Origin of the sequence: Shimia sp. SK013 (assembly GCF_001292625.1) — a bacterium.
Classification (GTDB): Bacteria; Pseudomonadota; Alphaproteobacteria; order Rhodobacterales; family Rhodobacteraceae; genus Shimia.
In genome coordinates, this window is sequence record NZ_LAJH01000021.1 from 95,318 (window position 1) to 109,743 (window position 14,426).

A 14,426-nucleotide genomic window follows, 5' to 3' on the forward strand; every position below is an offset into this window, starting at 1 on the left:
TCTTGACCAACGCCCGATCTATATCTGGCCATCTGACAATCAAAAAGGGCGGCGCCATCTCTGGCACCGCCCATCTGAAAACTCTCCAGACATCAGATAAAGTGCGAAGTTAGCGCACGACGAACTCCGCATGCAGAGCACCGGCCGCTTTTATGGACTTGAGGATGTCGATCATGTCATGCGGCGCAACGCCAAGCGCGTTTAGTCCGGCAATCACCTCAGACAACGACGTGCCGCCGGCCACTTCCGCGAGGCCCGTGCCTTCGCCTTTGTCGATCTCGGCATCAGTGCGCGGCACCACAATGGTTTGACCGTTCGCAAAAGGGTTGGGTTGCACGACCAAGGGCTGTTCCTGAATGCGCAGGGTCAAGTTGCCTTGCGACACCGCGACCCGTGAAATCCGTACGTCCTCGCCCATAACAATGGTGCCCGACCGTTGATCTACCACCACTCGTGCCTTGCGTTCCGGCGCAACCAGAATGTTTTCAATTTGTCCAAGCGCATGCGCCGCTGTCGGCTGGCCTGTGCGTTGAATATCGACCTCTACCGTGCCCGCATCTGTCATCAACGCGACTTGGCGGCCAAAATTTTGGTTGATCGCGTTTTCGATCCGACCGGCAGTGGTAAAATCCGGTTCGCGTAGGGCCAAACGCATGCTGGTCAGCGAGGTGAAATCAAACTCGATCTCGCGCTCGACGCGCGCACCCGACGGAATAACGCCAGCGGTTGGAACACCTTGCACCACACCGCCGCCATCACCCTGTGCAGCAATGCCGCCAGCAATAATTGTGCCCTGTGCCACAGCGTAGATTTCACCGTCAGCAGCGTTCAGGGGCGTCATCACCAGTGTGCCGCCCAACAGGCTCTTGGCGTCACCAATTGCGGACACAGTCACGTCGATCTGCCCACCAGCCCGTGAAAACGGCGGAAGCGTGGCGGTTACAAAAACCGCAGCCACGTTTTTGGGCCGCAGCTGTTCGCCGGTCACGTTCACGCCAAGCCGTTCCAGAATGTTGGACATGATTTCTTCGGTGTATGGCGCGTTGCGCAGACTGTCGCCCGTGCCGTTTAGGCCCACAATTAGACCGTAGCCGACAAGATCGTTGCCGCGCACACCGTCGAAGTTGACCAGATCCTTTATGCGAATTTCGTTCGCCATAACCAGTGAAGGCAAAAGGATCAGCGCGCTCAATACTTGAGCGACTTTTAGCAGAAGTTTCATTACATATAATCCATAAAGGACATGCTGTTGAGCCGCGCTGTGATGGTATAAACCATTTCCAATTGCAGCTGCACAGCTTGGAATTCGGCGGCAACTTCGGTGGCGTCGACCGTCGCAATATCGTTCCTGGCGATCGAGAAACTGGCGCGAGAGGCGGCGTTTCCGGTGGCCGCAATTTCGATCCGTTCCTCGGAGTACCCAAGATTGGCGCGTGACTGAATGATAGCGTCCTGATTGGTCAGCATCGCTTTGCCAGACGTGTCCAGCAACGCCAGTTTGTCGGTGCTGTTCAAGGCAAGACCAGGATCGTTGGCGATGGCTGCAATGGCCGTGTCACGCAACAGTTGACGGATCTCTTCGTTGTCGGCCTTGATCTGAACCGAAGTGCTTTCGGTTTCGCTCAGCTGGAACGGAGAAATTTGATTGGCCGACCCAAGGTAACCCACTGTTTCGAATCCCCCACCCGGCGCCATGAACCAGTCGTCGATCGCGGTGATGACGTCGGTCATAGTGACTGATCCGGCCACGGCAGCGGACAGATGGGTCATCATTTCGCTCGCAGGGATAGTGGCCGCTCCGTCGGTTGCAGCCCCGGCAAACAACGACTTGTCAGCCGAACGACCGTTCAGGGTGTCGACCATCGACTCAAAGTCCTGCATCGCCATATCGCTGGCAGTCGTGGCGGCTCCGGCGGTCCCGCTGCTGACCGTGGTAATCAACGAGTTGGCCAGATTGGCCGACATGGAATGCAAGCGGTCCAGATTGGCCTGCATCGCGCCTGTGAAAAGCTTGGCGTCCAGAGTTGATTGGTCATAGCTGTCCAGCACGGTCAATTGGCGCTCGATGTCATTTAGTGCGCGAAAGTCGCCGCCAACCGATGCCCCAATGTCCGATTTCAGCCCGGACGCCAGCTCTTGCCCAAGCCGATTGAAATCACTTTTGACCGACGTCATTTGGTTTTGCATCGCCAGATGCCGTGCCAACGTTCCAAGTCCTGCAACTGCCATGGTTTAGATCCCCAATATCGTGGCCATCATTTCGTCCACGGCCTGAATAATTTTTGCATTCGCGGTATAGGCCTGCTCGATGAGCATAAGGTTTTGCATTTCGGTATCTGTGTCGACGCCTTGTGCCAACTCCATGGACACAAGAGTGTCTTGTTGCGCAGCCGCAAATGTCAGTTCCGAGTCGCTGGTGACACGGTTTGTGGTGTAGGACGAATGCAGGTTGCCAAACATTTCGGACATGCTGACGGCCTTGGAACCCAATGCGCCAGATCCCGGCACGGTTGATGTTTGAACAACATCCACCAGATTGGTCAGCACGCTGTTGTCACCCACATCACCCGGTGCTGCCGCGCCCAGCCCGTCGCGCAGACGCCAATACTCTTCCGCGCCGTCTGGTGACACCAAACCATTGATATCCAGTCGCCCGGCCAGGCCTACTTCGTTGGCAGGATCAAAGGCTGCCCCACCATCAGTAAAGAGGCCAGGATCACCGGCGGCAAGTGTCGGGTCTGCGCCACTGTTCTGAAAACGATCCACAAGGTCGCGTGCGATGGCATCCAACTCGGCCTGCGCGGTCACGGTATGTTCGTCACGCACTTGGAATTGAGCCGCCAGTTTTCCGCCAGCCAATGGGCCCCGATCCGAATCGGTGCTGAGAGCCTGGCCGTTGATGCTCAGGCCAGACAAAAGTCCATTGCCCTGTGTCATATGAGGCATGATCGTCGGCGTCGGTGAGAACTCGATTTCGTAGGCTTTGCCGTCCAAAAGTGTTGCACCGTTTGAGGAATAAAGCGCCAATCCTCCGTTGTCGCGTTCCATAGTGCGTACAGGCACGATCTCGTTGATCTGGTCGATCACCTGTTGGCGCTGGTCCATCAAGGTTGCAGTGTCTTTGCCTTGCACGGCAGCCTGCGAAATCTTTTTGTTCAGGGTTTCGGTCTGTGACAGCAGTCCGTTCAATCCATCGACCATCTTTCCAATTTCGGAATCGGCCTGCTCGCGCATGTCTTTTATGCCATTGGCGGATGTATTAATTGACTGCGCCAACATGGAGGCGCGATCTGCCACGCTCTGTAAGCGCACGTCGCTTTCGGGCCCGCCTGTCGCAGAAATAAGCGCCGCTTCGAATGCCGAAAATGTGCCGGACAGACTGGAGCTTTGATCGGGTGTACCGACCAGCGATTCGAGGCGTGTATAAAACGCGTTAGTAACGCCGGCCTGACCGGCATCTGCATCTGCAGTCCGCCGTTCCGCCAGCAAAACTGGATCGGAATGACGGATGACCCCGTTTGTCAAAACGCCGCCAGTGTAGCCGTTGCTTGCCACCGACAAACTGCGCACGGAATACCCTTGCGTCATTGCGTTGGCGATATTGTGGGATGTGACGTGCGCATTTCTGGACGCGGCCGAAAGGCCGGACATAGCGTTTGTCAGGGCTCCTGAAAGACTCATGATTGCCTCCTGCAGTAAATTCAGCCGCGTTTGTTGTTATCAGCGTTTGATGTTGGTGGTTTCCTGCAACATCTCGTCCACTGTCTGAATGATCTTCGCGTTTGAGCTATAGGCCCGCTGGGTCTGGATCAGATCCGTTAGCTCTTGGGCGACATCCGTGGCAGACGATTCGCGCGCATAAGAGACAACTTCACCGGTCGGACCAGTGCCCGCGTCCCACAGATAGAAAGAGCCACTTTCGTTGGTGGGTACATAGGTGCCGTAGTTCAACGAGGTCATGCCGTTCGGGTTGGCCATATCCACCAGCGGAACCTGAGCAATCGTTTTGGTGATGCCCGTGCTGTAATAGGCGTGCACCATACCGTTCGCATCAACTTCGACTGACGTCATAGTGCCGACGGGTGAGCCGTCGTTTTCGATCGTAAGCGGTGCAAAATCATATCCAAGTTGCGTCAAACCGCCTGTGCCGCCAATTTCCCCGATGTTCAACTCCAGAGGGCCACCAGCCACAGTCAAAATCGAATTGCCAGTGAGAGGATCATATGCACCACCAGTCACCGTGGTCACAGCAGCAAGTGAACCACCAGACGTTCGGCTGTCATCAAAAGTCAGGTTGAATTCCCCCACAACCGCGCCACCGGAGGCGCTGTCGGTGACAACCATGGTCCATTGGTTCGTCGCCGGGGCACCGGCGGCGGCGACTACCGGCGTGAACGAGATATCCAAGGTTTCAGAGAATCCAAGGTTGCCGAAGTATTCAACACTCATTGAGTGTGGCGTGCCGGCTGCACCTTCCTCAGTGTCAATTGCTGGCAGGTTAATTCCCAGTTGCAGACTTGTTGTCGGAGAGCCCACCAGAGACGTGGACGACAAGCGGACTGGTTCCAGCGAATCAGAGGAGGTTCGCGGATAATTCGGTATCGAGCCATCGGAATTCGCGGGCCAGCCCAACAATGTCAGACCCGTGTCCGACACAAGATATCCCTGCGCATCAGGAAGGAAAGACCCGGTGCTGGTCAGCATCATGGTCGGATTGGTCACATTGGCGTTGATTTCGGTCGAAGACGCCACTGGCAGAAATCCGCGACCGTTCAGCGCCAGATCTGTCGCGCTGGAGGTCGACACCAGGGAGCCACCTTCGGTGATCAGGCGGTTGGTCGTCGCTTTCACACCGCCTGCGGAATAGGCTCCGCCGCCGTTCCCTGTCACCATCGAGTGAAAATCAGTCGAAGCGCGGCGATACCCATAGGTACCCGAGTTGGAAATGTTGTCGGAAATCGCGCTAAGTTTTGTTGAGTTCGCCGCGAGGCCTGCGACGCCCGCATTGAGCGAGGATGAAAGTGACATGATACGCCTTTCTGCTGTAACCGTTTAGATCGGTGATAGAACGAACGCGATTAACAGCCTGCTAACGGATAAAATCTTACCGGATTAAACTCGTCACTCGCGCAACAGAATGATCTCAATCCGGTTGTTGCGCACGTCTCGGGGTTTGTTTGAAATCAGCTCACGGTCGGCATGTCCAACAACCCGACGCAGCCGTCGTGGGTTGACGCCATCGCTCTGCAGCATGCCGCGCACAGCCTGCGCGCGGCCGGCCGACATGTCCCATACTTTGGTTTCTCGTTGAATGATCGGCTCGGAACGCACATGGCCTTCGATCGCGATGTCGCTAGCGACCATTTCTGAAGCTCTCGCAATGATTTCAACGAGATCCTCCATAATCGGCATGGGTATCGCGGTGCCGTCCACAAACAGCGGCTGGTCTTCTGCGGCAAAAAGCTCGATCACCAAACCCTCGTCCGTCAAACGTGTCACCACGTGTTTTTTTGTGTTGTCTGTTAAGAAGCTCTCGCCGCCGCCGCCCATGAGATAATCTTCAACCTCGGCGAGTTTTTCCTGGAGCCGAAACGCAAGGTCCTCGGACGGTTCCGTGCCAGGGGTGCCAGTGAGCTGGGTTGGCAATCCGCCGCGCCCCGAGCGGGACAGAATCTGCTCTTCGGAGATATTTTTACCGCCAAACATGTGGCTGCCGCCACCAGAGATTCGGTTCAGAGGAATCGTGGGGCTAAAGAATTCCGCGAGCCCAAGGCGTTGCTCTTCCGATGTAGCGTTGATCAGCCACATCAACAGGAAAAACGCCATCATTGCGGTCACAAAATCCGCATAAGCGATCTTCCAGGCGCCGCCATGGTGCCCGCCAGCGGCGATAACCTTCTTGCGTTTGATGATGATTGGCCTGTTGGAATTGTCTGCCATCTGTCTACCTGCTTGCACATGCAGGATCACATTTAGAGTCGAGGCATTACCCCAGCCTTAATGAGAGTCATATTTCGTGAGTGATTAACCTTCTTTCTCAGCGGGCTCCGAAGAATGTGCCAAGGCCCGGCGCAACTGCTGCATGACTTCTGTGCGAGGTAGCCCCGCAGGGATGGGCGGCAGCACATCCACTGTGATTGTCCCTGGAAATTTCAATGCAGTGTCAGAAGGCCAGCAATGGCCGGACGCAACTCGCACCGGCACCAAGGGCGCTTTGGCCAATTGGTACAAAACACCAACACCCGATTGCAGTGTGTCCGCCCCTTCCGCACGGCGGGTGCCAGTTGGAAAAATCAACAAGTTACGCCCGGCCGCCACCGTTTCGGCCCCGTTGCGGAACCCTTCGCGCATGCCGTCACCGCCACCGACGCGTGCCACTGGAATGTGACCCAATTTGCGGGTCAGCGGCCCAAAGACCGGGAATGAAAAGATCTCTTCTTTTGCGTACATCACAGGTCGGTTCAGCAGGTATTGAAAGTGCAAAGTCTCCCATGTGCTTTCATGCTGAGACGCGATCAAAACCGCCCCCTTCGGCAGGTTTTCCAGCCCGCTGACACGATAGGTTATGCCGCAAATATATCGCAATGCGACGCCCTGAATTTTCAAGTACACCATGCAAACGCGAAACACTGCGCGTTCGGGCAGAACTATTAGCGGAAAAACCAGCAAAAACGGCAGGGCCAGCGCAAACGAGACGCCGTAAAACACTGCCGTCCGCACGTAGTCTATAAAACGCGCCGCAGGAGGCAGAGGTGCTTCCGGGGTCATTCACACTCCTTTTCTGCGCGGGATCTCTGCACCTTTCGGCGCTCCGCATCTGTGGGCGCGGCACAAAGGCCCGTTGCCTTTGTTATGATCAATCACAAGCGCAACGGCTAGAGCGAATTTCGATGGCATTTGCGCTGGCTGCGTGGCACGATCAATCAGAGCGCAGCGTGAAGGTTTTTGGCGGATGACAGGACGGGCAGGTGAGAACCGAATCTCTTTGCGCGCACGCCGTCGGCACCCAGTCTTGTCTTTTTGGTGGGCCATCGCATGCGCCACGACATTCGCGGCTGGGCAGGTTTGGGCGTTTGACGTCAAACTGACAGGCATTGCCGAAGACATTCCCCTTAAAGACAGCTTATCGGCCGGATCCCTGGTTTTTCAGGCGCAGTCCGAAAATATGACCGACGGTCAAGATATCGTCGCGGCGGCGCAGGCCGACTATCGGCGGCTGATCGGTATTCTATATGAAGCCGGCTATTTCGGCCCGACAATCCGTATCCGTGTTGATGGCCGAGAGGCCGCCGAGATTTCGCCATTTGCCGAAATCACCACGGTCCAACAGGTCGAACTGAACATCGCCACCGGTCCACAATTTCTCTTTGGCACAGCGCAAGTTGTGCCGCTCGCCGCAGAGACGCAGTTGCCGGAGGCGTTCCAACGTGGCCGACCTGCATCGGTTTCGGCAATCGAAAACGCTGCCCGGTCCGCGGTGGATGGGTGGCGGGATCAAGGCCACGCCAAGGCGCAGATTGTGGATCAATCTATCACCGCAAACCACCGCGCCGCGGAGCTTGACGCTCAAGTCGACGTCGAACCGGGGCCGGAACTTAGCTTTGGCACGCTAATCTACGAAGGCGGTTCTGATGTGCGCGACGAACGCGTGCGCCGGATTGCCGATTTGCCAACCGGCGAGAAGTTTAGCCCCGCAGAGGCCCGCCGCGTGGCCACCCGTCTTCGCCGCACTGGCACATTCCGAGCGGTTGATCTTCGCGAGGGCGAGACGCCAAATCCGGATGGATCCTTGGACATGCACCTGACACTGGTGGATGACAAAAAGCGTCGCATCGGGTTCGGCGCCGAACTCGAAAGCCGCGATGGCCTTAGCCTGTCGGCGTTCTGGATGCACCGCAACCTGTTTGGCGGCGCCGAAAATTTGCGCTTTGACGCAGCCATCGAAGGCATTGGTGCACAAAGTGGTGGTACGGATTTTCGCATCGGTACGCTGTATTCTCGCCCCGCCACGCTTGATCCCAACACTGAATTGACGATTGGGTTCGAAATCAAACAAGAAGATGAACCGCTTTATTTCCTGCGTCAGGTAGGTTCCGCGGTGTCTTTGCGCCGCGTCCATTCCGAGCGGTTCGAGACCGAGATTGGTCTGGCCTTTGCCATCTCGGAGGTCGACGACAATTTCGGCAATCGCCATTTCTCAATCTACGGCCTGCCGGTTCGGATGAAATACGACGCTCGTGACGATATCGCTGACCCGACACGTGGCTACTTCCTCAGCGCCACAGCCTTTCCATACCTCGGCTATTCGGATGCCACCAACGGCTTGATGCTGACGGGTGACCTGCGCGGCTATCGCGGCGTGGGCTCTGACAATCAGGTGATTTTTGCGGGTCGTTTACAAGTCGGGTCAATCATAGGCCCAACCATCCGTGAAACCCCGCCCGATCTGCTGTTCTTTTCCGGCGGCGGCGGAACCGTCCGCGGGCAACCTTATCAGTCCAACTTTGTCTCGGTTGGCGGCATCGACAGTGGGGGTTTGTCTTTCCTTGGCTTGTCCGGAGAGATGCGCGTCCGTGTGAGCGAAAAAATCTCCGCCGTGGCGTTTTATGATGCTGGCTTTATTGGAGAGACCTCCAACGTCACCGGCGCCGGAAATTGGCATGCGGGCGCCGGTCTTGGCGCGCGCTACAACACCGGATTTGGGCCGCTACGCGTTGATCTTGGCTTGCCGGTTTCAGGGGGCACTTCCGGCGGTCCGCAACTCTATATCGGCATAGGGCATGCATTCTGATGCGCTGGCTTGTTCTCCTCCTTCTGACCTTAATGCCTGTTTCGCTTATGGCGCAAACCGCCACGCAAACGCCTGAAGCCAGCGAAGAAGACAAAGGCCGGCTTGCGACCTTTATCGAAGACCAACTGTCCGGCGCTGGGCGCGAGGTCGAGGTCATTGGCCTGCGTGGTGCGCTCAGTTCACAAGCCACGCTCCAAGAGTTGCGCATTTCTGACGACACCGGCATCTGGTTGACGTTGTCGGGAGTCACGCTCAACTGGAACCGGCTTGCGGTTTTGGCGGGCAACTTCGACGTCAATCAGCTCAAAGCCGATAAGATCGTCCTGACCCGTATTCCAACAACCACCGCTGACCCCGAAGCACCCAAGGCCGAAGCCACGCCGTTTGCCCTGCCTGAACTGCCGGTCAGCATCAACATCGCCGATCTCACTGCGACACGGATCGAACTTGGTGAGGCTGTGTTGGGCGAGGCGCTGGCGCTCTCGCTTCAAGCGCGTCTGATCCTTGCGGGTGGGGATGGAGAGGTGCTGTTGAATGCCACGCGGCTTGATGGCGCGTCCGGACATTTCTTGATTGATGCGGCCTATTCCAACACCACGCGTGACCTGCGGCTGGATTTGAACGCCTCCGAGGCATCTGGCGGGATTGTAACCACGCTCGCAGGCATCCCCGGAGCGCCTGCGATCGAATTGTCCACACTTGGCGCAGGCCCGATTGACGATTTCACCGCAGACATTCGCCTTGCCAGCGATGGTCAGGATCGATTGAAGGGACAGGTCATTCTGTCTGCTGAACCGGACCAGATCGACACCGAGGCTTTGGTGCGCACAGTGCAGGCCGACCTGCGCGGTGACATCGCGCCGCTTTTTGATGATGAATTCCGCCGTTTCTTCGGCAGTGACATCGGCCTGACCACTTTTGCCCGTCTGTTCCCGGATGGCCGAGTGACACTCGAAAACCTTTCGCTTTGGACAGCGGCATTGAACCTGACCGGCGATCTGGATTTGGCTGCCACGGGCATGCCCAGCCAGTTCGGCCTGAACCTGCGGATGCGCGATCCTGATGGCACGCCCATGCTGCTGCCCGTGGCCGGCGATCCGATCCGATTGAACCAAGCGAACCTGACAGCCAGCTTTGACGCAGACAGAGGTGATCGCTGGACTTTGGACGGCACCGTTACCGGTTTGGACACGCCTGCCATCGGTCTGGAAACTCTTGGCATCTCAGGCCGTGGTCTGATCAACCCAACCTCTCCGCTCAAAGTTTCCGCTGATCTGCTGCTGAACATGGCCGGACTGCGCATGGAAGACGCGGGCCTTGCCGATGCCATCGGCTCCGATGGCACTCTGTCGGCCAACCTGCTTTGGAACGAAGGCGCGGATCTCGAAGTGTCGGCCTTTGAGGTGCTGTCCGGCGGTCTCGTGGCGTGGGGCAACGCAACCCTCAGCGGCTTGTCGCAATCCCTCGCCATCGACGGAAAGGCCCGCCTACTGGTGCCTGACGCAACCCGTTTTGCCGCGCTGTCTGGTCGTGATGTGTCCGGCGAAGTGTTGGCTGAAGTGTCAGGCAAATTCGCCACGTTGGACCGCGCGTTTGACGGTCAAGCCTTTGTGCGCAGCCGCGATCTCGCCGTCGGCGAGCCGCAGATTGATGCCCTAATCAAAGGCGAAGCCACGGTCACCGTTTCCGCCGCGCGCGACTTTGACGGGCTGACCCTGCGCGAATTTACGGCCAAGAGCGACGCTGTCGATGCGGGCGCAAAGGGCGCTCTGTCCAGCACGGCCGGGGACCTCAGCTTTTTTGCCAAACTCACGGACGTCGCCTTGGTGGTGCCGGATATCGCCGGGCCCGCATCGCTGCGCGGTCGTGCGCAGATGGTGGACGGCGATTGGAGCATTGATGCCGCCGCAACCGGCCCCGCGGACACATCGGTGACCATTCTGGCCACTCTGCCTCAAAGCGGCGGCGGCAAGGCGGACTTCGATCTCGAAATCGCGCGAGTTGAAACCTTTCTTCCCACCTTACCGGGCCGCGCCCGCGTTTCCGGGTCGGCGGAGCAGGATGGACCCCTTTGGCAAGTCGCGCTTGATGCCGCCGGACCGTTTGACTCCACTTTGAATGGTGCTGGCACGGTTGATCTTCAGGGCAGCGGAAATGCCGTGAAGCTGACGGGCTCCTTACCGCTGGCCGTCGCCAACCGCGCGCTGTCGCCCAATTCCATTCAAGGTACTGCGCAACTCGACATGGCCCTGAACGGCGCGCTTGACCCGAAAAACCTTGCCGGCACAGTCTCAATTGGCGGCGCGCGTATGGCGATGCCTGAATTGCGTATGGCTTTCAACGACATCGGCGGCACCGTCACCCTGCGCGAGTCCACGGCGGCGGTGGACTTTACCACGACATATTCCGGAGGTGGTCAAATTGCGGTGAATGGCACCGTCGGCCTGACCGCGCCGTTTAACGCCAACCTGCCGGTCCGGCTCATCAACATATCTCACCAAGAGGGCCGGCTTCTGGAAACTTCGGTTGATGGCACTATCGCCCTATCCGGCCCCTTGACGGGCGGCGGCCAAATTTCCGGCGATTTGGTGGTGGGCCAAACCGATATCCGCATAAGCGCCGGCGCGCTGGGCGGCGTGGGCTCCATTCCCAATATCGTGCATGTTGGCGAACCCGGCGGCTCTCTGACGACGCGAACCCGCGCCGGAGTGATCAAGGAAGACAAACAACGCAGCGGCGGGAGCAGGCCCTTTGGCCTTGGCATCAATGTGCGCACGGGCGAGCGGATCAACGTATCAGGGCTGGGTCTGAATGCTGATTTTGAGGGTGGTTTGACCATTGGCGGCACGACCGCCAACATCGTGCCCGAGGGCGGGTTGGAATTGATCCGTGGCCGGATGAACTTTGTCGGCAAAACGCTCGAACTGGAGGAAGGTCGCGTCTCCTTGGCCGGGGGGTTTGTGCCCACCGTTCGCATCGTCGCGATATCGGAACAGTCCGAAGCCACAATCCGCCTGATCGTTGATGGTTTTCTGGAAGATCCCGAAATTGAGCTGACCTCAGATCCGGAACTGCCGGAGGACGAAGTTTTGTCGCAGCTTTTGTTCGGCCGCGACATCGCCAACATTTCTCCGATTCAGGCGATTCAACTGGCCCGCGCTGTGGCCTCAATGTCCGGAGGTGGCGGTCGTGGTGGTCTTTTCAGCCTCAGTGTCGACAACGGCGGCGCGGGGCTGACGACAGGTGGTTACCTGAGCGAAAACCTCTACACAGAGATCGGCGTCGATAGCCAAGGCAAAAGTAGCATTGATCTCAACATCGACCTCAACGAAAAAATCACCATTAAGGGTCGGGTGAATTCCGATAGCGAAACCGGCGTTGGTATCTTCTATCAGCGCGATTACTGAGTGCGGCGCAACGCCTGCAGGCACATCTCACGCAGTTGGGTGCGTTTTTCGTCGGTCAATTCCGCGCCCAATGTGCGCTGCCATTTCAGCGTGTTGCGGATCGCGCCGCCGATAAAACCACCCATGATGCTGACGTCGCCATCAATCAACCACCCTTCGGCTTGCAACTCGATAAGCAGGTCGCGGATAAACTGCGACGTACGTTCAAAGCTGCTCAACACTTCTTCGGCTGGCAAAAGCGGCACGTTGGACAGGTATTCAAACAGACTGGCTTGCTCCGGCCGAGCCCAGAAAAAGCTGATCTGATTGTCGATGTAGCGCGCCAGTCTGTCCGGCGCATCCGTCTCGGGATCATCTCCAACCACGAGGTTCTCTTCGACCACCCGTGCAAGATTGTCGTACACCGCGCGGATCAGAACGTCCTTGTTTTCAAAGTGGTTATATAGCGACCCCGTTGCCACCCCTGCACGGCTGGCTATTCGCGCCATAGAGGCCTGCGTGCCGTGTTCCACCAGCATCGCCGCCGTGGCCTCAAGAATCTTGTCGCGCATCCTGCCAATTATCCCTGTGCGTCACACCATTGAACAGGTGTTCATTGAACGACACTAATGCGCAGCGCCCTCTCGAACAAGTGCGCTGAAAGGCGCAATTTAGGTGACAAAGACAGGGGAGACTCACGCCATACCCATGGGCAATTGTGCGGCATGGCTCCATTGCCAAGGAGATTGCCCGTACATGCGTTTGAACTCCCGGCTGAATTGAGAAGAACTCACATACCCCACATCCAGCGCTGCCTCGCTGACATTCATCCCGCCTGCGATTTTCATCGCGGCGTTGTTCAGGCGCATGGATTTGACAAATTTGATGGGCGACATTGTCGTCGCCTGCTTGAATTTGCGATGAAATACTGCGCGGCTCATCCCGACCTGAGCCGCCAGTTCATCAATGGTAACGGGCTTGTCCAAACAAGATGACAGATGTTCTATCGCCCGCGAGATTTCGTTGCCCGCCCCAAAGGCGCGCCGCGCCGAATCTCCTGCGGCCCCCTTTAGCACGGCGTAATATAGCTCCCGAAGCCGACTGTCGCCGAGCACAGCCGTATCCATGGGGCTGTCCCCCAATTGCAGCTTTCAATTGAGTTGATACGAATAGGCATGAATTTGCGATTATATCACCTATTTTTGAGTGATTGTGAGATTTATCTTAGTATTCGAATTTGAAGCATCACCCAGCGCAGCAACGCATTGCCGCTAGCAGGAGACACAAGATGACACACAAAAAATTTGGACCAAAAGGCTGGACTCCCGACCGGATCGGGTCTTTGACGGGCAAGACATATGTCATCACCGGCGCCAATGCCGGTGCCGGATTTGAGGCAACGCGGACACTCCTGTCCAAAGGCGCGCGGGTTGTGATGCTGAACCGGAGCGCCAACAAGTCAAACGCCGCAATCGCCACCCTGAAACAGGAATTCGGCACGGGCGCTGATGTGACATTCGTGCAAATGGACCTCGCGGTGTTGGCGTCCGTACGAGAAGCCGCAGCGGAGCTGTTAGGGCAGGTGGCCCAGATCGACGCGCTCATATGCAATGCGGCTATCGCGCAGGTCGCCAATCAAGAAATCACTGTGGACGGCTTTGAAAGTCAACTTGGGGTGAACCACTTTGGTCATTTCCTTTTGTGCGGACTGCTCTTTGATCGCATCGAGGAGTCCTCAGGGCGTGTCGTGGTTGTTGGCAGCAATGCCTACAAAATGGGACTGAAGAAAATTCAGTTTGATGACCTGAATTTCGACACGAAATACACCGCGTGGAACTCCTATGCCCAAAGCAAGTTGGCACAGATGATGTTTGCCTATGAATTGCAGCGCCGGGTTCAAGCCGCAGGCAAATCGGTTCAGGTTCAGGTCTGCCATCTCGGCGCGTCGCGCACCAATTTGCTCAAAGACACGGCCAGCCGTTTCAACAAAGTTTTGTGGGCCATCCTCTCCCGCATCGTCGCACAATCCGCTGAAAAGGGCGCTTGCCCCGAAGTTATGTGCGCGACAGAAGGCAGCCTTGAGTTGGAAACGCTCTATGGTCCGACCAAGCGATCACAGACGGTTGGCCCAATCGACGCCTGCCCCTTGGATGACTGCGCCCTGAATAGAGAAACGGCGGCAAAGCTCTGGGCGCTGTCTGAGGAAAAAACGTCCCTAAGCTGGGAACCATAAAGGCTGGCTTCTGCGG

The 14,426-nt window shown here is 57.3% G+C and carries 11 protein-coding genes; 3 read left to right on the top strand and 8 right to left on the bottom strand.

Annotated elements, in window-relative coordinates; translation table 11 throughout:
- Positions 1 to 109 precede the first annotated feature (109 nt).
- The 6 genes from SHIM_RS16410 to SHIM_RS16435 all read right to left on the bottom strand — a co-directional run bounded on the left by SHIM_RS16410 (position 110) and on the right by SHIM_RS16435 (position 6,768).
- Complete coding sequence (locus SHIM_RS16410) at positions 110 to 1,222, bottom strand: flagellar basal body P-ring protein FlgI (RefSeq protein WP_193749944.1); 1,113 nt, start codon at positions 1,220 to 1,222, stop codon at positions 110 to 112.
- Positions 1,222 to 2,229 carry a flagellin gene (locus tag SHIM_RS16415; protein WP_054003757.1) on the bottom strand — a complete coding sequence of 336 codons (1,008 nt, stop codon included), beginning with the start codon at positions 2,227 to 2,229 and terminating at the stop codon, positions 1,222 to 1,224. Before SHIM_RS16415 ends, SHIM_RS16410 begins: the two co-directional genes overlap by 1 nt.
- Before the next feature lie 3 nt (positions 2,230 to 2,232).
- A complete protein-coding gene (gene flgK / locus SHIM_RS16420) occupies positions 2,233 to 3,681 on the bottom strand; it encodes a flagellar hook-associated protein FlgK (RefSeq protein WP_082358436.1) in 1,449 nt (482 codons plus the stop codon).
- A gap of 39 nt (positions 3,682 to 3,720) precedes the next feature.
- Positions 3,721 to 5,028, bottom strand: coding sequence for a flagellar hook protein FlgE (locus SHIM_RS16425; protein ID WP_054003759.1), 1,308 nt, complete (start codon positions 5,026 to 5,028; stop codon positions 3,721 to 3,723).
- Positions 5,029 to 5,121: 93 nt separating this feature from the next.
- Entirely contained in the window at positions 5,122 to 5,940 is an 819-nt protein-coding gene (locus SHIM_RS16430) for a flagellar motor protein MotB (protein ID WP_054003760.1), read from the bottom strand.
- A gap of 84 nt (positions 5,941 to 6,024) precedes the next feature.
- Complete coding sequence (locus SHIM_RS16435; RefSeq protein ID WP_082358437.1) at positions 6,025 to 6,768, bottom strand: lysophospholipid acyltransferase family protein; 744 nt, start codon at positions 6,766 to 6,768, stop codon at positions 6,025 to 6,027.
- 244 nt (positions 6,769 to 7,012) lie between these two features.
- Here SHIM_RS16435 and SHIM_RS16440 point away from each other — a divergent pair, with 244 nt between their 5' ends.
- Together SHIM_RS16440 and SHIM_RS16445 are read left to right on the top strand one after the other, a co-directional pair.
- Positions 7,013 to 8,791 (top strand): autotransporter assembly complex protein TamA, encoded by a 1,779-nt coding sequence (locus SHIM_RS16440; protein ID WP_193749945.1) that lies wholly within the window; start codon positions 7,013 to 7,015, stop codon positions 8,789 to 8,791.
- A gap of 32 nt (positions 8,792 to 8,823) precedes the next feature.
- Positions 8,824 to 12,198 (top strand): translocation/assembly module TamB domain-containing protein, encoded by a 3,375-nt coding sequence (locus SHIM_RS16445; protein WP_193749946.1) that lies wholly within the window; start codon positions 8,824 to 8,826, stop codon positions 12,196 to 12,198.
- On the opposite strand, the gene SHIM_RS16450 is transcribed toward SHIM_RS16445, so the two are convergent.
- Together SHIM_RS16450 and SHIM_RS16455 are read right to left on the bottom strand one after the other, a co-directional pair.
- A complete protein-coding gene (locus SHIM_RS16450; protein WP_054003764.1) occupies positions 12,192 to 12,749 on the bottom strand; it encodes a TetR/AcrR family transcriptional regulator in 558 nt (185 codons plus the stop codon). The genes SHIM_RS16445 and SHIM_RS16450 overlap by 7 nt on opposite strands.
- 123 nt (positions 12,750 to 12,872) lie before the next feature.
- A complete protein-coding gene (locus SHIM_RS16455; RefSeq protein ID WP_082358438.1) occupies positions 12,873 to 13,304 on the bottom strand; it encodes a helix-turn-helix domain-containing protein in 432 nt (143 codons plus the stop codon).
- Positions 13,305 to 13,465: 161 nt separating this feature from the next.
- On the opposite strand from SHIM_RS16455, the gene SHIM_RS16460 reads away from it, so the two are divergent.
- Entirely contained in the window at positions 13,466 to 14,410 is a 945-nt protein-coding gene (locus tag SHIM_RS16460; RefSeq protein WP_054003765.1) for an SDR family oxidoreductase, read from the top strand.
- Positions 14,411 to 14,426 lie beyond the last annotated feature (16 nt).